Below are 19438 nucleotides of genomic sequence, written 5' to 3' on the forward strand. Positions count from 1 at the left end.
ATTGGACTCGTTGTAACGGGGCGACGCAGGAGAGTGCACATGTCCTTCCACACCGACGGCGCGCGGATCCGCGATTCCCACGGCCGCCACCGCGTGTTTCACGGGATCAACCTCGTGGCCAAGGGCGGTCACGCGACCACCGGGAGCTACGTCGAGCGCGGCTTCCTCGGCCCCTGGAGCCCGGCCGACATCGACGACCTCGCGGCCCGCGGGTTCACCCTCGTGCGCCTCGGCCTCATCTGGGCCGCCGTCGAACCGGCCCCGGGAGACTACGACGAGGACTACCTCGACTGGATCGCCACCCAGCTCGACCTCCTCCACTCCGCCGGCATCGTCGTGCTCCTCGACTCCCACCAGGACCTGTACTCACAGGCGTTCGGGGATGGCGCCCCCGCCTGGGCCACCCTGACCGAGCAGCCGTTCGACGCCACGGAGCTGTGGAGCGACGCCTACCTGACCAGCCCCGCCCTGCACGAGGCCCTCGACCGGTTCTGGGCGAACGCCCTCGGCCCCGGCGGAATCGGGCTGCAGGACCGGTTCGCGGCAATGTGGGCCCACGTCGCCGAACGCTTCGCCGGTCATCCGGGCCTGCTCGGCTACGACCTGCTGAACGAGCCCGCCCCCGGCAGCGGGGCGCCGGAGACCTTCGGCGCGCTCATCGGCGCGTTCGCCGCCGCGACCGGGCAGGACCTCGAGCAGGTGCTCGCTGACTTCGCCGACCCCGCGGCGAAGTTCGCCCAGCTCGCCCAACTCGATAGCGAGAGCGTGCACCGGCAGGTGGGCGACGCCGTCCATCCGCTCGTATCGGCCTTCGAGAACGAGGCCGTGGCGCCGTTCATGGCGAAGGTGACGGCCGCCGTCCGTACGCGTGACGGCCGCGGCCTCATCGCCCGCGAGCACTCCTATTTCGCGAACACGGGCGTGCCCTCGGGACAGCCGCCGCTCGCCGACGACGCGTGGCTGTACTCCCCGCACGGGTACGACCTGACCGTGGACACGCCGGCGATCGCGCTCTCGAGCAACACCCGGGCGGGCACGATCTTCGCCCGCCACGCGGAGACCGCCGAGCGGCTCGGCGTGCCCGTGCTCGTGGGGGAGTGGGGCGCGCTCGACCTCGGCCCCGGGGTGGGCGAGCACGCCCGCTTCCTGCAGGACCTGTTCGATGCCCACGGTTGGTCGTGGACCTATTGGTGCTGGCAGGAGGGCTTCGCCGGGTCCGAGGCGGCCGCCGCCCTGACCCGCCCCCGCCCGGCCGCCTTCGCCGGCGACGGCCTGGACTGGCGGGTCGCGGGCGGCACGCTGCGCGCGCGCTGGCGCGGCACCGGCGCGGGCGGCCCCTCGCTGTTCTACCTGCCCGGGGGAGAATGTACGGTCACGCGGGACGGCGCGCCCGCCGCGTGCGAGCGGGACGGTGCCTGGGTGCGGGTCCCGCCGGGGGAGGGCGCCTACGAACTGACCGGGCGCTGAGGCCCGGGACAGGGCCGGAACAGTGCCGGCGCGCATGACGGGTTCGACGATGAACACGACCGATCGGAGCGGGCGATGGCCCTGACCTTTCGCCAGAAGGCACTGCTGGCCACGCCGCTGCCGGCCACGTGGATGTCGACGGTGCTCATCCACAACGTGTACATCAAGTTCTACACGGACGTGATCGGGCTCGATCCGGCGTACGTGGGCTGGGTGTACCTGGCGTTCAACATCTGGAACGTGGTCAACGACCCGATCTTCGGGTTCATGCTCGACAAGATGCGCTACCGGCCCGGGCGCGGCAAGTTCCTGCTCGTCATGCGGCGGACGATCCCGTTCATGCTGCTCGGGCTCGTGGCGATGGCGTGGACGAGCCCGGACTGGTCGCAGGCGGCGATCCTGTGGGTGTTCCTGCTCGAGTTGTTCCTGTTCGATGTGGCCTCCACCTTCTATCTCATCGCGGCGACGAGCTATGTCTACCTCGCGGCGCCGACACGCGAGGATCGCATCGACGTCGAGGTGGGCAAGTCGTGGATCGGGAACGTCTCCTCGGCGGTCGCCACGGTCGTGGCCACCCAGCTGCTCGTGGGCGAGGCGATCACGAGCCGCGCCACGATCGCGACGCTGCTCATGGGGGTCGTGGCGGTCAACGGGCTCCTCTACCTCGTCCCGGCGCTGGCGCTCAAAGATCCGCCCGAGCTGTACGAGCGCGGCGACGCCGGCGACCAGGCGCTCACCTGGGCCCAGTTCCGGGCCGATGCCCGCTCGATCATGCGGATGCGGGCGTTCTGGGCCTGGTTCGCCTACGGCACCACGGCGCTCGCGCCCATGGGCATGTACTTCACCGCGTTCCTGTACTTCATGGATCACGTGATCCGCAGCACCGGCACGCAGGCCACGATCACCGACACCGGGTCGATGATCCTCGTGCTGGCGGCGCTGCCGCTGTTCGCCCGGATGATCAAGCGGGTGGGGTCGCGCGCGTCGATCTTCGCCGGAATGGTGCCCTATATCGGCGGCCTCGCGGGGCTGTTCTGGGCGAGCGAGTGGTGGCACGTGCTGCTGTGCTATTTCGTGCTCATGAGCGGGCGATACATCATGAGCACCGCCGCGATCGCGCTCGAGGCCGCGCTCATCGACGACAACGAACGCCTCACCGGCACCCGCAAGACCGGCTCGTTCACGTCGCTCAAGGCGATCATGTCGGCCCCGCTCATCGGCACCCAGACGACCATCTTCATGTTCATCATCGCCGCCGCCGGCTACGACCAGCACGCCGAACTTCAGAGCGCCTCCGCCCAGGCCGGCATCCGGTTCGCGACCGCGGGCGTGCCGATCCTGTTCGCCGTGCTCGGGATCGTGGCGCTGTGCTTCCTGCCGTACACGCGCTCGGTGGAGGCGGAGCTGAGCGAGTACTCGCGGGCGCGCCGCGGGTCCGCGTTCGACGTGGTGGGGCCTATGGACGGCGCAGCTCGCCCGGGCGAGCCGGGCCGGGAGGGCGTAGCGCTCGAGGAGGATCCCCTCGGGAACTGAGTCCGGGGGTCGGATCGCCGGCGTGGTGGTGTTGCGCACAGACGGCACGCCCGCGATTGTTCGCGGCCGGGGCGCCGGGGTAGACATGTCCGGGGCGGGGCCGGTTCGCGCCGCCCGCCCGCCGGCCTCGGTCCGGGCGCCTCACGACGAAACGGGATCCATGTCAGCGTTGCGGCAGGCCGCCCCCGAACACTCGCCTGCTCGGGCGCGACCGGCGGGCGGCGACCCTGCCGGGGCCGCCGAGCTGCCGGGCCGCTCCGCCCGCGGTGGCCGGTTCGGCGGGCTGCTGCTCGCCGCCGGCCTGCTGCTGATCGGGCTGAACCTGCGCATCGGGGTGGCCTCGGTGGGGCCGGTGCTCGACGACATCCGGGCGAGCCTGGGCCTGTCGGCCACCGCGGCGAGCCTGCTGACCACGATCCCGGTCATCGCCTTCGGCGCGTTCGCGTTCCTCACCCCGGCCCTGACGCGCCGGTTCGGCATGCACCGGCTGCTCGGGGCGACGATGATCGCGCTCGCGGCCGGGATCGTGCTGCGGCTGCACCCGAGCATGTCGGCGCTGTTCGCCGGAACGGTCGTCGTGGGGGCCGCGATCGCGATCGGGAACGTCGTGATGCCGGCCGCGATCAAGCGCGACTTCTCCCATCGGGCGGGGCTCATGATGGGGCTGTACTCCACGGCGCTGTTCGTCGGCGCCGCGCTGGCCTCGGGCCTGACGGTGCCGTTGCTGCCCCTGGCGGGCGGGGCGTGGCAGGCGGCGCTCGCGCTGTGGGCGATCCCGGCGGTGGCCGCCGTGCTCCTGTGGATCCCGCAGCTGCGTCGCTCATCGGGGCGGGTGGCTCGCGCTCGCTCTGCCGACGGATCCGGCGGGCGGGGTGGGCAGGCCGCTCCCGCGCTCCGGGCGATCCTGCGGGATCCGGTCGCGCTCGCGGTCACGGCGCTCATGGGCCTGCAGAGCATGAGCTATTACGCGGCGCTCACGTGGGTCCCCTCGATCCTCTCGAGCGCGGGCATGGGTGCCGATGAGGCCGGCTGGATGCTGTCGTTCTCGGCGTTCCCCGGGATCGCGGCGTCGCTGGTGACCCCGGCCCTGGCCCGGCGGGCACGTCCCGCCTGGCTGCCGATCGTGCTCGCCGCCGGGGTGAGCGGGGTCGCGTTCGCCGGGCTGGCCCTCGCCCCGACGGCCGCGCCGTACGTGTGGATGACGCTGCTCGGACTGGGGCAGGGCGCGGCGATCAGCCTGGCGTTGAGCTATATCGTGTGGCGCTCGCCGGACGCCCATCACACCGGGCAGGTGTCCACGATGGCGCAGGGTTTCGGGTACCTGCTCGCGGGCCTCGGGCCGATCGGGCTCGGTGCCCTCCGGTCGGCCACCGGTGGCTGGACGGTCCCGATCGCGGCGCTCGGGGTCATGCTCGTGGCGCAGCTGATCGCCGGGGTCGCGGCGAGCCGGCCGCGACTGGTGGGAGCACGCGGACAGGATGCGACGGTGTCCGCGGACGCCTGATCGACCCACTCGGGTGGAGTTCGTGCGTGGGACGTTCGGACTACGCCTCCTGGGACGTTCGCCCTACGAGGCCACCCGGATCGGCGTGGATCCTTGAGTCATGAGAGTCCTCGTTGCCACCGCCTCGAACTACGGTTCGACTCGTGAATTCGGTGCCGTCGTGGGTTCTGTGCTGAGCGGGCACGGACATGAGGTGCGCACCGCCGACGTCGCACAGGTGACGGACCTCGATTACGACGCCGTGATCGTGGGTACGGCGATCTACATCGGCCGCCCGCTCACGGCCGCGCGCAAGTTCACCGCCCGCCTCGAACGGGAGGCACCGCAGCTGCCCGTGTGGGTGTTCGCCTCCGGCCTGAAGAACATCACGGGCAATCCGCTCGCGCCCCCGTTCACCCATCCCGCGGCACGCCCCTACCTGGGCAGTCGCTACCCGATCTTCCTCGGTAGGGTCGACCCGGACGTCCTCACCGACGCCGAGCGGGCGCTCATCTCGATGACGCGCGCGAACCTCGAGGATCGTCGGGATTTCGAATTGGTTTCCGCCTGGGCCGACGAGGTCGCCTCCGTCCTGGGCGCACAGACGGCCGCATCACTCCCCTGATTGCGGCCCGTCGGGGAGGGGCAGGTCCGGGTCCCAGGTACAGCCCGGAACTGGCCCTCCCCGACACCACTTCGTCGCGCTGCCTTGCCTGGGCCTCCCGCACCCCGGTTCAGCCTCGCCGATGCATCGCCGAATGCGGGATTCCGTCGAGGCCCGGGCCCGCGACCTGCACGGAATGCCGCGTTCGGCGCACCCGTGTCGCTCACGCCGGCAGCAGGAACGCCCGCACGCGCGGAAATGACGGCGACACCGGTTCCCCTCGGCGTCCTCATCAGCGCCGCGATCTAGCGCCGGCGGGCGGCGCTCACGGCCAGACCTCCGAGAGCGCCGCCCACCCCGACCACGATCAGACCGGCCGCAAGCACACCGCCCCCGGCCACGGCCAGAATGAGTCCGAGGGCGAGCGAGAAGCCCGCGATGATCCACAGCGCGGCTAGTGCCTGTGCGGGCCTCGCTGCTGCCCGCCGTGCTGCCACAATCTGCCGCTGTCTGACCACGGCCGTACGCCGCTGCTCAATATCCAAACCGGCAGGGTACGGCCGTGACTACGCAGCCGTTGCGGTGGCCCATCCCCGCACGCGAGGAGACGACGTGGTCTGTCGTATCTCGATCGTCGGGATCGGGGGCTCATCCCCGCACGCGGGGAGGCGACTTGCTACTCGGTGCGCTGCGCCTGCGACTCGTTCGAGTCGAGCTGCGCAAACAGGATCTGCTCGAGCAGCTTGCGCTGCGCGATGGCGTTGCGGCGCATGTCGAGCGCCCACAGCAGGATAGCGACCAGCGCGGCGATGGTGATGATGGCCATGCGCTCACCGTAGCGCGCCCAGCGCCCACTCGGCATAGCTGGCCCCATCTTCGAGCATCGCCACGACGACCGAGTGCACCTCCTCGCCGCGCAGGTCGCCGGCGGGGAGGCTCATCCCCGCACGCGGGGAGACGACGCGGGAGAGTTCAAACATGCCGAACGCGGGATTCCGTCGAGGTCCGGGCCGCCCGCGATCTGCACGGAATGCCGCACCCGGCGCACCCGCCGCACTCACGCCGGCAGAAGCATGACCTTGCCGGTGGTCATCCGGGCCTCGAGGGCCTCGTGGGCGTAGCGCGCGTGCTCGAGGGGGTAGGTCGCCCCGATGGTCACGGCCAGGTCGCCGCGGGAGGCGGCCTCGCTCACCTCGGCCCAGCGGCGCTGCAACTCGGCCGGGTCGGACACGTAGTGCCACACGGTCGGGCGCGTGACGAACAGTGAGCCGGCTCGGTTGAGGCGTTGGAGGTCGAACGGGGGAACCTGCCCCGACGCGCCCCCGAACAGCACGACGAGGCCGCGCATCCGGGTCGAGGCGATCGCGGCGTCGAAGGTCGCCCGGCCGAGCCCGTCGTAGAACACGTCGACGCCGCGGCCACCGGTGTGCCCGCGCAGCCACTCGGTCAGCGCCGCGACCGGCTCCTCGCCGTCGGGCACGAACACGTCCTCGGCCCCGGCCGTGCGCGCGGCCTCCGCCTTCGCCTCCGTGCCGACCATCGTGAGCACGCGGGCGCCGGCCGCCCGGGCGAGCTGGATGAACAGCTGCCCCACTCCGCCGGCCCCGGCCGTGATGAAGGCCGTGTGCTGATCGGTGCCGGGTCCGCCGAGGTGAGCGACGCCGTCCACAAGCATCTGGGCCGTGAGGCCCTGCAGCGGCAGCGCCGCGGCCGTCACGAGATCGAGCCCCGGCGGCACGGGCAGGGCGGCCTCGGCGTCGAGCAGCACCTGCTCGGCGTAGGACCCGCTGACCGATCCCGTCCAGGCGACCCGGTCCCCGTGGGCGAGTCCGGTCACGCCCGGGCCCACGGCGATCACCTCACCGGCGCCCTCCGACCCGGGCCGCAGTGGGAAGTCGGCCGGGTACACGCCGCCGCGCACGTAGGTGTCGTAGAAGTTGACGCCGATGCCGCGGGGGTGCACCACGATCTGGCCTGGTCCCGGCTCGAGTTCGGGAACGGGGACGAATTCCAATGTGTCGGCCCCGCCGGGGGCGTCGATCTCGATCGCGTGCATCACCCCAAGTTACGCCGCGGACCGTCGGCCGGGGAGGATCGACCAGCCGCGGGGGTGTGAACGGTCTCCACCCGAACCGCAGAGCGAGCGGCGCCCCGAACACTCAGCGGGCCGGCGGCGCGTCCGGGTAGGTCGGGGCCGCCTTGCCGAGCTCGGCGGCGAGCTCGGTGCGCCGCTCGAGCACCTCCTCGCGCAGGTCGGCCATGTCGGCCAGCACCCGCTTGCGCTCGCGCTTGGAGATGAGGTCGATGTAGAGCCGGCCGCCGAGATGATCGGTCTCGTGCTGGAGGCAGCGCGCGAAGTATCCCTCGCCGGTGATGGTCACCGGTTCGCCGTAGACGTCCACGCCCGTGACGGTCGCCCGCGAGCCCCGGAAGAGCTCGGCCCCCGGCCCTGGCACCGACAGGCATCCCTCCTCGGACTCCTCCGTGCCGGCCTCCTCCTCGATCACGACCACGGGGTTGAGCACGTGCCCCACGTGGCGCACCTCGGCGTGGGTGAGGTCGTAGACGAACAGCCGCAGGTCCACGCCCACCTGGTTCGCCGCGAGCCCGACCCCCTCCGCGACGGCCATCGTGGCGAACATGTCGTCGATGAGCGTGTGCAGCTCCGGGGTGTCGAATTCGGTGATCGTGCGGCACGGCTCGTGCAGCACCCCCTCGCCCACCTCGGTCACGCGCAGCGCCGTGCCGCGGGCCGCCTCGGGTGGCAGGAGGGGATAGTCGTCGACCTCGTCACCCTGGACGATCGTTCGGATACTCATGCGGGATATTCTTCCAGTCCGCCCACACTGCTCGAGACTGTGTATAGTTATGCAGATGACTGTAAACGTGGCTGTTGCCGGGGCCAGTGGTTACGCCGGCGGCGAGATCCTGCGGCTGCTCACCGCCCACCCACAGGTGCGGCTCGGGGCACTCACCGCCCATTCCAACGCCGGCGAGCCGGTCCGCGCGACCCAGCCGCATCTGCTCGGCCTCGCGGACCGCACCTTCACGGCCACGACGGCCGAGCACCTCGCCGGTCACGACGTCGTGTTCCTCGCCCTCCCGCACGGCGCCTCCGCCGCGATCGCGGCCGAACTCGAGACCCTCAGCCCACACACCCTCGTGCTCGACTGCGGCGCGGATCACCGCCTCGCCGACGCCGGCGAGTGGACGGCGTTCTACGGCTCCGAGCATGCCGGCACCTGGCCGTACGGCCTGCCCGAGCTGATTGTGGACGGCGGAGCTCGCCAACGCGATCGCCTCGCCGGTGTCACGCGGGTCGCCGTGCCGGGCTGCAACGTGACCGCGGTGACCCTCGGGATCCAGCCGGGCGTGGCCGCCGGGGTCGTCGATCCGACCGGCCTCGTGGCCGTGCTCGCCAACGGCTACTCCGGCGCCGGCAAGAGCCTGCGCACCCACCTGCTCGCGAGCGAGGGCCTCGGCAGCGCCGTGCCCTACGCCGTCGGCGGCGTGCACCGGCACATCCCCGAGATCGAACAGAACCTGCGCGCGGCCGGCGCCGATGCCGGCGTGGAGCGGGTGCAGATCTCCTTCACCCCCACGCTCGTGCCGATGTCGCGGGGGATCCTCGCCACGATCAGCGCGCCCGTCACTGCCGGCACCACCGCCGCCTCGCTGCGGGCGGCCTGGGAGGAGGCCTATGCCCGGGAGCCGTTCGTGCACCTGCTGCCGGACGGCGCCTGGCCCTCGACCGCGATGACCCTGGGCGCCAACACCGCGCTCATGCAGGTCGCCCTCGACGAGCGGGCCGGCCGGGCCGTCGTCGTGTGCGCGATCGACAACCTCGTCAAGGGCACCGCCGGAGCGGCCGTGCAGTCGATGAACCTCGCGCTCGGCCTCGCCGAGACCGCCGGGCTCCCGATCGAGGGGGTCGCGCCGTGAGCATCACCGCCCCCCGGGGCTTCCGGGCCACCGGCGTCACCGCGGGCCTCAAGCCCTCCGGCAAGTCCGACCTCGCGCTCGTGGTCAACGATGGCCCCGACTCGGTGGCCGCCGGGGTGTTCACCACGAACCGCGTGGTCGGCGCGCCGGTCACCTGGTCCCGCGCCCGCCTCGCGGAGTCCGGCGGCACGTCGATCCGGGCCGTCGTGCTCAATTCCGGCGGCGCGAACGTGTGCACCGGCCCGCGCGGCGACGCGGACGTCGTGGCCACGGCCGAGCGCGTCGGCGCGGCGCTCGGGATGCCCGCCGCCGGGGTGCTCGTCTGCTCGACCGGGCTCATCGGGGAACACCTGCCGATGGCGGTGCTCCTGCCCGGGGTCGACGCCGCCGCGGCCGCGCTCGCCCCCGACGGCGGGGCGGACGCCGCCGAGGCGATCCTCACCACCGACACCGTGGCGAAGGAGGCCGTGGCCACCGGCTCCGGCTACAGCGTGGGCGGGATGGCCAAGGGCGCCGGGATGCTCGCCCCCGCGATGGCCACGATGCTCGCGGTGGTCACCACCGACGCCGTCCTCACCCCCGAACTCGCGCACGAGGCGCTCGCGGGCGCCGTGCGCGCGACCTTCAACCGGGTCGACTCCGACGGCTGCATGTCGACCTCCGACACGGTCGCCCTGCTCGCCTCCGGGGCGAGCGGCGTCACGCCCGACCGGGGCGAGTTCACCGCCGCACTCACCTCCGTGTGCGCCGACCTGTCCCGGGCGCTCGTGGCCGACGCCGAGGGCGCGAGCCACGACATCGCCGTCGAGGTCGTCGGGGCCCATTCGACCGACGCGGCCGAGGCCGTCGGCCGCGCCGTGGCCCGCTCCGCCCTGTTCAAGACCGCGATCTACGGCAACGACCCGAACTGGGGCCGGGTGCTCGCGCAGGTGGGCACCGTGCCCGTCGAGGTCGCCCGCTTCGAGGCCGACGACCTCGACGTGAGCGTCAACGGCGTCATGGTCTGCCGCGGCGGGGGAGCGCACCGGCCGCGGACCGAGGTCGACCTGGCCTCGGCCCGGGACGTACACGTGCTCATCGACCTGCACGCCGGCACCGACTCCGCCACCATCTGGACCAACGACCTCACCCACGACTACGTCCACGAGAACAGCGCCTACTCCACATGACCCCTTCCCAGCAGGGCCCCGCCGCGGACCCGACCGACGTGACCGACGTGACCGACGTGACCGACACGGCTGAGATCCGCATCGCGCGCACCCTTCGACCCGAGCAGAAGGCCGGGGCGCTGATCGAGGCACTGCCGTGGCTCGAACGCTTCTCCGGCAAGGTCGTCGTGATCAAGTTCGGCGGCAACGCGATGGTCGACCCGGAGCTCGAACGCGCCTTCGCCGACGACATCCGCTTCTTCCGGCAGGCGGGCCTCCTGCCCGTCGTGGTGCACGGCGGCGGCCCGCAGATCTCCTCGATGCTCGGCCGGCTCGACATCACGAGCGAGTTCCGGGGCGGGCTGCGGGTGACCACGCCGGAGACGATGGACGTCGTGCGGATGGTGCTCACCGGCCAGGTGCAGCGCACCCTGGTCAACCGTCTCAACGTGCGCCAGGGCCTGGCCGTGGGGATCTCGGGGGAGGACGCCGGGCTCTTCGGCGCCCGCCGCCGCCACGCCACCGTCGACGGCGAGCGCGTGGACGTCGGCCTCGTGGGCGACGTCGTGCGGGTCAACCCCGCGATCGTGCGCGGGCTGCTCGACTCGGGCCGGATCCCCGTGGTCTCCACGATCGCGCCGGACGTCGACCACCCCGGGGACGTGCTCAACGTCAACGCCGACACCGCCGCGGCCGCGCTCGCGGTGGCCCTCGGCGCCGAGAAGCTCGTGGTGCTCACCGACGTCGAGGGGCTCTACGGGGACTGGCCCGACCGCTCCTCCCTCATCCGGCGGATGTCCCCCGATGCGCTCGAGGCGCTGCTCCCGCGGCTCGAATCGGGGATGGTGCCCAAGATGGAGGCGTGCCTGCGGGCCGTGCGGGGCGGGGTCCGCGGTGCCCACGTCGTGGACGGGCGGGTGGCGCACTCGCTGCTGCTGGAAATCTTCACCACCGACGGGGTGGGAACAATGATCGAACCGGAGGATGGCTTCAGATGAGCGACCTCATCGCAGGCACGACCCAGGCGGCCACCGCCGCGCAGTGGCAGGAGCGCTATGCCGGCGCCCTGATGAACACGTTCGGCGCGCCCCAGCGCGTGCTCGTGCGCGGGGAGGGGGCCTACGTGTGGGACGCCGACGGCCGCCGCTACCTCGACCTGCTCGCCGGGATCGCGGTCAACTGCCTCGGCCACACCCACCCGACGCTCACCGGCGCGATCGCCGCCCAGTTCAACACGCTCGGGCACGTGTCGAACTTCTTCGCCACCCCCACCCAGATCGCGCTCGCCGAGCGGCTGCTGGCCCTCGCCGAGCCGGGCGGCGCGCCGGCCGGGTCGAAGGTGTTCTTCACGAACTCCGGCACCGAGGCGATCGAGGCCGCGTTCAAGCTCGCGCGCAAGCACGGCGGGCAGCGGCGGCCCCGGGTCCTCGCCGCCGAGGGGGCCTTCCACGGCCGCAGCATGGGCGCCCTCGCCCTCACCTACAAGAGCGCCTACAAGGACCCGTTCGGGTCGCTGCCGGGCGGCGTGACCCACGTGCCCTTCGGCGACGCCGAGGCGATCGGGCGCGAGCTGGCCGCCGGCGACGTGGCCGCGGTCGTGCTCGAACCCATCCAGGGGGAGGCGGGCGTGCGCCTGCCGCCCCCGGGCTACCTGGCGCAGGTGCGCGAGCTCACGCGCGCCGCCGGGGCCCTGCTCATCCTCGACGAGGTGCAGACCGGCATGGGCCGGTGCGGCGCCTGGATGGCCCATCACCTGCCCGAGATCGGCGGCGGCATCGTGCCGGACGCGATCGCGCTGGCCAAGGGCCTCGGCGGCGGCTTCCCCGTCGGCGCGCTCGTCACGCTCGGCGCGGACGTCTCCGGGGTGTTCACCCCGGGCAACCACGGCACGACCTTCGGCGGCAACCCGATGGCGGCCGCCGCCGGCCTCGCCACGATCCACGTGATCGAACGCGACGACCTGCTCGCGGCCGTCCGCGAGCGGGGCGAGCAGCTGCGCGCCGGCATCACCGCCCTGCCGCAGGCCTCCGGGGAGCACGCCCTCATCCGCGGCGTCCGCGGCGAGGGGCTCCTGCTCGGGGTCGAGCTCACGGCACCGATCGGCCCGGCGGTCGTGACCGCCGCGCTCGAGGCCGGCTTCATCGTCAACGCCGCCGCGCCGACCGTGGTGCGGCTCGCGCCCCCGTTCATCCTCTCCGCCGCGCAGGCCCAGGACTTCATCGACGCGCTGCCGGCGATCCTCGCCGCGGCCGAGCGCGCCACCGGGGACGCCCAGTCGAACGGGGGCGCGGCATGACCCGCCACCTCCTCGCCGACGACGACCTGACCAGCGCCGAGCAGCGCGAGGTGCTCACCCGCGCCGCCGCCCTCAAGGCCGACCGGTTCGCCGATCGCAGCCTCGCCGGCCCGCGGTCCGTGGCGGTCATCTTCGACAAGCCGACGCTGCGCACCCAGCTCTCGTTCACGGTCGGCATCAGCGAACTCGGCGGCTACCCGGTCATGGTCGACGGCGGCCTCGCCCAGATCGGCACCCGGGAGTCGATCGCCGACGTCACCCGCGTGCTCACCCGGCAGGTCGCCGCGATCGTCTGGCGCACGTACGGGCAGGACCGCATCGAGGAGATGGCCGGCGCCGCCACCGTGCCGGTCGTCAACGCCCTGACCGACGACTTCCACCCGTGCCAGATCCTCGCCGACCTGCTCACGATCGCCGAGCACACCGGTGGGCTCGCCGGGGGTGTGGACGGCGCGGGGCCCGCCCTCGCCGGGCGCACCCTGGCCTACCTCGGCGACGGCGGCAACAACATGGCCCACTCCTACCTCCTCGGCGGCGCGCTCGCGGGCCTGGACGTGCGCATCGGCGCCCCCGCCGGCTACCGGCCCCGGGCCGACCTGCTCGCCCGCGCCGAGGCGATCGCCGCGACGACCGGCGGCTCGATCACCGTGACCGACGACCCCGGCGCCGCCGTGTCCGGGGCCGACGCGGTGGCCACGGACACGTGGGTGTCGATGGGCCAGGAGGACGAGGCCTCCGAACGGCTCGCGCCGTTTCGACCCTTCCAGCTCGACGGCGACGTGCTCGCCCTGGCGGCACCGGCCGCCGTCGTGCTGCACTGCCTGCCCGCCTACCGGGGCAAGGAGATCACGGCCGAGGTCCTCGACGGGCCCCGATCCGTGGTCTGGGACGAGGCGGAGAACCGGCTGCACGCCCAGAAGGCGGTGCTCTCGTTCCTCCTCGACCACACGGGCGGACCCGGGGCGCGGCTGTGAGCGTTCCCGCCACGAAGACCGCCCGGCACGCGCTCATCCGCCGGCTCATCGCCGGTCACGCCGTGCGCTCCCAGGCGGAGCTGCGCGACCTGCTCGCGGGCGCGGGGGTGACCTCCACGCAGGCGACCGTCTCCCGCGACCTGGAGGAGCTGCGCGCCTATAAGGTGCGGGCCGGCGACGGGCAGCGCTACGCCGTCCCGGCCGAGGGGAGCCCCGCGCCGGGCGCCGACCCGGACGCCGAGCACCTCGCGGCCCGGCTGGCCCGGCTCCTGGGCGACCTGCTCGTCTCCGCCGAGCCGTCGGCGAACCTCGTGGTGCTGCGCACCCCGCCCGGGGCCGCCCAGTTCCTCGCCTCGGCGATCGACACCTCCATCCTGCCCAGCGTGCTGGGCACCATCGCGGGCGACGACACGGTGCTCGTGATCACCGCCGAGCCCGACGGGGGGCGCGCGACCGCCGCCCGATTCCTCGAACTCGCTCATCCCAACGCTCGAATCCTCGATCAGAAAGTGCAGGAAGCATGACCAAAGACCGCGTAGTTCTCGCATACTCCGGAGGTTTGGACACCTCGGTGGCCATCGGCTGGATCGGTGAAGCCACGGGCGCCGAGGTCGTGGCCGTGGCCGTCGACGTGGGCCAGGGCGGGGAGGACCTCGAGGTCATCCGGCAGCGGGCCCTCGACTGCGGCGCCGTCGAGGCCTACGTGGCCGACGCCCGCGACGAGTTCGCGAACGAGTACTGCATGCCGGCGCTCAAGGCGAACGCCCTGTACATGGACGCCTACCCGCTCGTGTCGGCGATCTCCCGCCCCGTCATCGTCAAGCACCTCGTGCGCGCCGCCCGCCAGTTCGGTGCGACGACCGTGGCGCACGGCTGCACCGGCAAGGGCAACGATCAGGTGCGCTTCGAGGTCGGCATCACCTCGCTCGCCCCCGACCTGTCGTGCATCGCCCCCGTGCGTGACCTCGCCCTCACGCGCGAGAAGGCCATCGCGTACGCCGAGCAGCACAGCCTTCCCATCGAGACCACCAAGTCGAACCCGTTCTCGATCGACCAGAACGTCTGGGGCCGGGCCATCGAGACCGGCTTCCTCGAGGACATCTGGAACGGCCCCACCAAGGACGTGTACAGCTACACCGACGACCCCGGCTTCCCGCCGGTCGAGGACGAGGTGGTCATCACCTTCGCCCGCGGCATCCCGGTCGCGATCGACGGCCGGGCCGTCACCCCGCTCCAGGCGATCCAGGAGCTCAACCGCCGCGGCGGCGCCCAGGGCGTCGGCCGGATCGACATCGTCGAGGACCGGCTCGTGGGCATCAAGTCCCGCGAGATCTACGAGGCCCCCGGCGCCATGGTGCTGCTCGCCGCCCACAAGGAGCTCGAGAACGTCACCCTCGAACGGGAGCAGGCCCGCTTCAAGCGCACGATCTCCGACCGGTGGACCGACACGGTCTACGAGGGCCAGTGGTTCTCCCCGCTGAAGAAGTCCCTCGACGCCTTCATCGAGGACACCCAGGCCTACGTCTCCGGCGACGTCCGCCTCAGCCTGCACGGCGGCCGCGCCACCGTGACCGGCCGGCGCAGCGAGCAGGGCCTGTACGACTTCAACCTCGCCACCTACGACGAGGGCGACAGCTTCGACCAGTCCCACGCCCGCGGCTTCATCGAGCTGTTCGGCCTCACCTCCAAGCTCGCCGCCGCCCGCGACGAGAAGTTCGGCAACGCCGTGGACCTCGGCACCGGCGACCTGGCCGAGGGCGAGTCCTCGAATGGCTGAGGACTCCTCCCTCAGCCTGTGGGGCGGGCGGTTCACGGGCGGGCCGGCCGACGCCCTCGCGGCGCTGAGCAAGTCCACGCACTTCGACTGGCGGCTCGCCCGGCACGACATCGCCGGCTCCCGTGCCCACGCCCGCGTGCTCGCCGCGGCCGGCCTCCTCGACGAGCACGAGCTGGCCGGGATGATCGCGGCGCTCGACACCCTCGAGGCCGACGTCCGCAGCGGTGCCTTCGCCCCGGCCGAGGCGGACGAGGACGTGCACACCGCGCTCGAGCGGGGCCTGCTCGAGCGCGCCGGGGTCGACCTCGGCGGCAAGCTCCGCGCCGGGCGCTCCCGCAACGACCAGATCGCCACCCTCGTGCGGATGTACCTGCGGGAGGAGGCCCGCCTCATCGCCGGTCTCGTCGGCGACGTCGCGCAGGCGCTGATCGACCAGGCCGCCGCCCATCCGGACGCCCCGATGCCGGGGCGCACCCATCTGCAACACGCCCAGCCCGTGCTGCTGGCCCACCACCTGCTCGCGCACGCCTGGCCGCTGCTGCGCGACATCGAGCGGCTGCGGGACTGGGACGCACGGGCCGCGTACTCCCCGTACGGCTCCGGTGCACTGGCCGGCTCCTCCCTCGGGCTCGACCCGGCGGCCGTCGCCGCCGACCTGGGCTTCGACGGGCCGGTGGAGAACTCGATCGACGGCACGGCGGCACGCGACGTCGTGGCCGAGTTCGCGTTCGTGACCACGATGATCGGGATCGACCTGTCCCGGCTGAGCGAGGAGATCATCGTGTGGGCCACGAAGGAGTTCTCCTTCGTCACCCTCGACGACGCGTTCTCCACCGGCTCCTCGATCATGCCGCAGAAGAAGAACCCCGACGTGGCCGAACTGACCCGCGGCAAGGCCGGCCGGCTCATCGGGGACCTCACCGGGCTGCTCGCCACGCTCAAGGCCCTCCCGCTCGCGTACAACCGCGACCTGCAGGAGGACAAGGAGCCGGTCTTCGACGCGGTCGACACCCTCGAGGTCGTGCTGCCCGCGGTCGCCGGGATGGTCGCCACGCTGCGCTTCCACACCGACCGGATGGCCGAGCTCGCCCCGCAGGGATTCGCGCTCGCGACCGACATCGCCGAATGGCTCGTGCGGCAGGGAACCCCGTTCCGGGTCGCGCACGAGGTGGCGGGCGCGTGCGTGCGCGTCTGCGAGGAGCGCGGGATCGAGCTGTGGGACCTGAGCGCGGACGACCTGGCCGAGATCTCCCCGGACCTGACCGCGCAGGTGCACTCCGTGCTCTCGGTCGAGGGCTCGCTCGCCTCGCGCGATGCCACCGGGGGCACCGCGCCCGCGCGCGTGGCCGAGCAGCTCGAGGCCGCCCGGGCCCGGCTGGCCGGCGACCGCCGATGGGCGCAGCGCTGATCGATCCGGCCGCGGCGGCCGTCCTGAGACGAGCCGCCGCGGCCGGCCCGCGCTGCGGGAGCACGACGGTCGTGGCGATCGACGGCGCGGCCGGCTCGGGCAAGACGACGCTCGCGGGCGCCGTCCACAGGCTCGCGCAGGGGAGCCGTGCGGGGGGCGAGGGGGCCGGCGCCGCCCACCTCCTGCACATGGACGACCTCTATCCGGGCTGGTCCGGGCTGCGGGCCGGGGGCGAGCTGCTCGCCGCCCGCGTGCTCGCGCCGCTCTCCCGGGACCTGCCCGGCAGCTACGAACGCTACGACTGGCTCGCCGGCGCCTACGCCGAGACCCACGAGGTGCCCACCGGCGGGCTGCTCGTGGTCGAGGGCGTCGGGTCGGTGCGCGCTGAGTACGCGCACCTGCTCTCGGTCGTCGTCGAGGTGAACGAACCCGATGCGGCGCTCCGGCTGCGGCGCTGGCGCGACCGCGACGGGGCGGACTCGGCCGCGCACGCCGCCGACTGGACGGCGCAGGAGGCCGCGCTGCACGCCGAGGTCGGCCTGTCGGCGCGGGCCACGATCCGGGTGGACGGCCACGGCCGGCTCATCGGCGGGCAGTGACGTGGCCGCATCGATCGACCTGAGCCGGCGCAGCACCGAACTCGCCCCGGAACTGCTCGGGGCCGAGCTCGTCTCCACGCTCGGGGGAGCGCGGGTGCGGCTGCGGATCACCGAGGTCGAGGCCTACGAGGGCCTCGACGATCCCGCCTCCCACGCCTTCCGCGGGCCCACGAACCGCAACCGGGTCATGTTCGGCCCGCCCGCGCACCTGTACGTGTACCGCCACCTCGGGCTGCACCACTGCGCGAACCTCGTGGTCGGCCCGGCCGGGACCGCCTCGGCCGTGCTGCTGCGCGCCGGGGAGATCCTCGACGGGGCCGAGACGGCCTGGCAGCGCCGAAACGACGCCGGCGTGTGCCGCCGGCCCGTCGACCTGGCGCGCGGACCCGCCCGGCTCACCGTGGCGCTCGGGATCCGCGCCGAACACGACGGCATCGCCGTCTCGCTCGAGGACGACGCAGCTCCCCTCCGGCTCGAGCGCACCGGTCGCGTCCGGCCCGCCGACGTGCGCACCGGCCCGCGGGTCGGGGTGTCCGGCGCGGGGGCCGACCCGCAGGCGTACCCGTGGCGGTACTGGCTCGCCGGCGACGAGCACGTGTCCGCCTACCGGATAGGCTCGCCCCGACGCTGACCCGGGGCAATGCCCGAAGCGCGCTCGCGCTCACGACCAGCCGAACGACAACGAAGGACGAGACATCGTGACCGACATCCTCGAGGAGCTGCGCTGGCGCGGCCTCATCGCCCAATCGACCGACGCCGAGGCACTCGCCGAGGCGTTCGCGGCCGGGCCGGTCACCTACTATTGCGGCTTCGATCCGACCGCGGCGAGCCTGCACCACGGCCACCTCGTGCAACTCGTGCTGCTGCGCCACCTGCAGCGCGCGGGCCACCGGGCCATCGCCCTCGTCGGCGGCGCGACCGGGATGATCGGCGATCCGCGCCAGTCCGGGGAGCGCGTGCTCAACGACAAGGAGACCGTGGAGCGGTGGACGACCGGGCTGCGCGAGCAGATCTCCACCTTCCTCGACTTCGAGGGCGACAACCCGGCGCTGCTGGTCAACAACCTCGACTGGACGGCGCAGCTGGGCGCGATCGACTTCCTGCGGGAGATCGGCAAGCACTTCCGGCTCGGCACGATGCTCGCCAAGGACACCGTCGCCCGGCGGCTGGCCTCGGACGAGGGCATCTCCTTCACCGAGTTCAGCTATCAGATCCTCCAGGGGATGGACTACCTCGAACTGTTCCGGCGCTACGGCTGCACCCTGCAGACCGGCGGCAACGACCAATGGGGCAACCTCGTCTCCGGGGTCGACCTCATCCGCCGGGTCGAGGGCGCGGGCGTGCACGTGCTCACCACGCCCCTCATCACCAAGGCCGACGGCACGAAGTTCGGCAAGACCGAGGGCGGGGCGGTGTGGCTCTCGCCCGAGCTCATGAGCCCCTACGCCTTCTACCAGTTCTGGATCAATACCGACGACGCGGACGTCGTGGGCTACCTCAAGGTGTTCACCTTCCTCGAGCGGGCCGAGATCGAGGAACTCGCCGCGCAGGTCGCGGAGCGGCCGGCGGCGCGCGAGGCGCAGCGGGCCCTCGCCCGCGCCGTGACGACCCTCGTGCACGGGGCGAACGCCTGCGAACGGGTCGAGGCGGCCTCCCAGGCGCTCTTCGGCCGGGGGAGCGGGCTCGACCTCGCGGACCTCGACGCCGGCACACTCGCCGATGCCGTGGCCGAGGTGCCCCGGGGGGTGGGGGAGGTCGGCGCCGACACGATCCTCGACCTGCTGCAGTCCACCGGCCTGTGCCGTAGCCGGAACGAGGCGCGGCGGGCGGTGAGCGACGGGGGCGCCTACCTGAACAACGTCAAGGTGACCGATCCCGATCGGGTGCTCACCGATGCCGACCTGCTCGCGGGCGGGGTGGCGCTCGTGCGTCGGGGTCGGCGGAGTCTTGCCGTGGTGACGACCGGGGGCGCTTGAGCCGCCGGATCTAGCCGTGTCCGGGTTCGTGGATGCTTGTGAGTACGGTCACGAATCGGGCCGGGCGCCCCGGATTCCGGCCCGGATTGGGCGGGGTTCGGGGTGTTTGTGCTGGTCAGGGCGTTGTGGGGGTGGGTGTGTGGGGGTGGGGGTGGGATTTGACGTGGGGGGTGGGGGTGCGTAATGTTCTATCTCGTCGCCCCGAGCGGGAGGAACGGCCGCTGAGTGTGG

General features: G+C 72.8%; 20 protein-coding genes. 15 read left to right on the forward strand and 5 right to left on the reverse strand.

The annotated features are described in order from the left end of the window. Nucleotides 1-39: 39 nt before the first annotated feature. From GCG21_RS14335 to GCG21_RS14350, 4 genes are all read left to right on the forward strand, one after another. Nucleotides 40-1467 (forward strand): glycoside hydrolase family 5 protein, encoded by a 1428-nt coding sequence (locus GCG21_RS14335; RefSeq protein WP_152910363.1) that lies wholly within the window; start codon nt 40-42, stop codon nt 1465-1467. 75 nt (nt 1468-1542) lie between these two features. Next, entirely contained in the window at nt 1543-3000 is a 1458-nt protein-coding gene (locus tag GCG21_RS14340) for an MFS transporter (RefSeq protein ID WP_152910364.1), read from the forward strand. A 160-nt stretch (nt 3001-3160) separates the two neighbouring features. Beyond that, nucleotides 3161-4504 carry an MFS transporter gene (locus tag GCG21_RS14345; protein WP_152910365.1) on the forward strand — a complete coding sequence of 448 codons (1344 nt, stop codon included), beginning with the start codon at nt 3161-3163 and terminating at the stop codon, nt 4502-4504. A gap of 100 nt (nt 4505-4604) precedes the next feature. Beyond that, on the forward strand, nt 4605-5108 hold the full coding sequence (locus tag GCG21_RS14350) for a flavodoxin domain-containing protein (RefSeq protein WP_152910366.1): 504 nt from the start codon (nt 4605-4607) through the stop codon (nt 5106-5108). 284 nt (nt 5109-5392) lie between these two features. Here the strand turns inward: GCG21_RS14350 and GCG21_RS14355 are convergent, their stop codons facing one another. The 5 genes from GCG21_RS14355 to def form a co-directional block, all read right to left on the reverse strand. After that, nucleotides 5393-5584, reverse strand: a complete 192-nt coding sequence (locus GCG21_RS14355; protein WP_152910367.1) for a hypothetical protein — start codon at nt 5582-5584, stop codon at nt 5393-5395. Nucleotides 5585-5763: 179 nt separating this feature from the next. Next, on the reverse strand, nt 5764-5913 hold the full coding sequence (locus GCG21_RS16395; RefSeq protein WP_194165116.1) for a hypothetical protein: 150 nt from the start codon (nt 5911-5913) through the stop codon (nt 5764-5766). A gap of 4 nt (nt 5914-5917) precedes the next feature. After that, a complete protein-coding gene (locus GCG21_RS16400) occupies nt 5918-6067 on the reverse strand; it encodes a hypothetical protein (protein ID WP_194165117.1) in 150 nt (49 codons plus the stop codon). A 77-nt stretch (nt 6068-6144) separates the two neighbouring features. Beyond that, nucleotides 6145-7143 carry a quinone oxidoreductase gene (locus GCG21_RS14360; RefSeq protein ID WP_152910368.1) on the reverse strand — a complete coding sequence of 333 codons (999 nt, stop codon included), beginning with the start codon at nt 7141-7143 and terminating at the stop codon, nt 6145-6147. Between the two features lie 103 nt (nt 7144-7246). Next, the gene (gene def, locus GCG21_RS14365; protein WP_152910369.1) at nt 7247-7906 is read right to left on the reverse strand and encodes a peptide deformylase; all 660 of its coding nucleotides are present in this window, start codon (nt 7904-7906) and stop codon (nt 7247-7249) included. A 55-nt stretch (nt 7907-7961) separates the two neighbouring features. Between def and argC the strand changes: the two genes are divergently transcribed. The 11 genes from argC (at nt 7962) to tyrS (ending at nt 19207) form a co-directional block, all read left to right on the forward strand. Further along, entirely contained in the window at nt 7962-9029 is a 1068-nt protein-coding gene (argC, locus tag GCG21_RS14370; RefSeq protein ID WP_152910370.1) for an N-acetyl-gamma-glutamyl-phosphate reductase, read from the forward strand. Continuing rightward, nucleotides 9026-10198 carry a bifunctional glutamate N-acetyltransferase/amino-acid acetyltransferase ArgJ gene (gene argJ, locus GCG21_RS14375; RefSeq protein WP_153877717.1) on the forward strand — a complete coding sequence of 391 codons (1173 nt, stop codon included), beginning with the start codon at nt 9026-9028 and terminating at the stop codon, nt 10196-10198. The genes argC and argJ overlap by 4 nt, the downstream gene beginning before the upstream one ends. Continuing rightward, nucleotides 10195-11175: an acetylglutamate kinase gene (argB, locus tag GCG21_RS14380; protein WP_152910371.1), complete on the forward strand. Its 981-nt coding sequence runs from the start codon at nt 10195-10197 to the stop codon at nt 11173-11175. The genes argJ and argB overlap by 4 nt, the downstream gene beginning before the upstream one ends. After that, a complete protein-coding gene (locus tag GCG21_RS14385) occupies nt 11172-12473 on the forward strand; it encodes an acetylornithine transaminase (RefSeq protein WP_152910372.1) in 1302 nt (433 codons plus the stop codon). Before argB ends, GCG21_RS14385 begins: the two co-directional genes overlap by 4 nt. After that, entirely contained in the window at nt 12470-13447 is a 978-nt protein-coding gene (argF, locus tag GCG21_RS14390) for an ornithine carbamoyltransferase (RefSeq protein WP_152910373.1), read from the forward strand. The genes GCG21_RS14385 and argF overlap by 4 nt, the downstream gene beginning before the upstream one ends. Continuing rightward, nucleotides 13444-13971 (forward strand): arginine repressor, encoded by a 528-nt coding sequence (locus GCG21_RS14395; RefSeq protein WP_153877719.1) that lies wholly within the window; start codon nt 13444-13446, stop codon nt 13969-13971. The genes argF and GCG21_RS14395 overlap by 4 nt, the downstream gene beginning before the upstream one ends. Further along, nucleotides 13968-15224: an argininosuccinate synthase gene (locus GCG21_RS14400; protein ID WP_152910374.1), complete on the forward strand. Its 1257-nt coding sequence runs from the start codon at nt 13968-13970 to the stop codon at nt 15222-15224. Before GCG21_RS14395 ends, GCG21_RS14400 begins: the two co-directional genes overlap by 4 nt. Further along, nucleotides 15217-16632 (forward strand): argininosuccinate lyase, encoded by a 1416-nt coding sequence (gene argH / locus GCG21_RS14405; RefSeq protein ID WP_152910375.1) that lies wholly within the window; start codon nt 15217-15219, stop codon nt 16630-16632. Before GCG21_RS14400 ends, argH begins: the two co-directional genes overlap by 8 nt. Then, a complete protein-coding gene (locus tag GCG21_RS16835; protein ID WP_227993883.1) occupies nt 16617-17231 on the forward strand; it encodes a uridine kinase in 615 nt (204 codons plus the stop codon). The genes argH and GCG21_RS16835 overlap by 16 nt, the downstream gene beginning before the upstream one ends. Before the next feature lies 1 nt (nt 17232). Next, a complete protein-coding gene (locus tag GCG21_RS14410) occupies nt 17233-17862 on the forward strand; it encodes a DNA-3-methyladenine glycosylase (RefSeq protein WP_228760132.1) in 630 nt (209 codons plus the stop codon). 67 nt (nt 17863-17929) lie between these two features. Beyond that, complete coding sequence (tyrS, locus tag GCG21_RS14415) at nt 17930-19207, forward strand: tyrosine--tRNA ligase (RefSeq protein WP_370517535.1); 1278 nt, start codon at nt 17930-17932, stop codon at nt 19205-19207. The last annotated feature ends 231 nt before the right edge of the window (nt 19208-19438 follow it).

This window comes from Pseudactinotalea sp. HY160 (assembly GCF_009372055.1).
GTDB lineage: Bacteria > Actinomycetota > Actinomycetes > Actinomycetales > Beutenbergiaceae > HY158.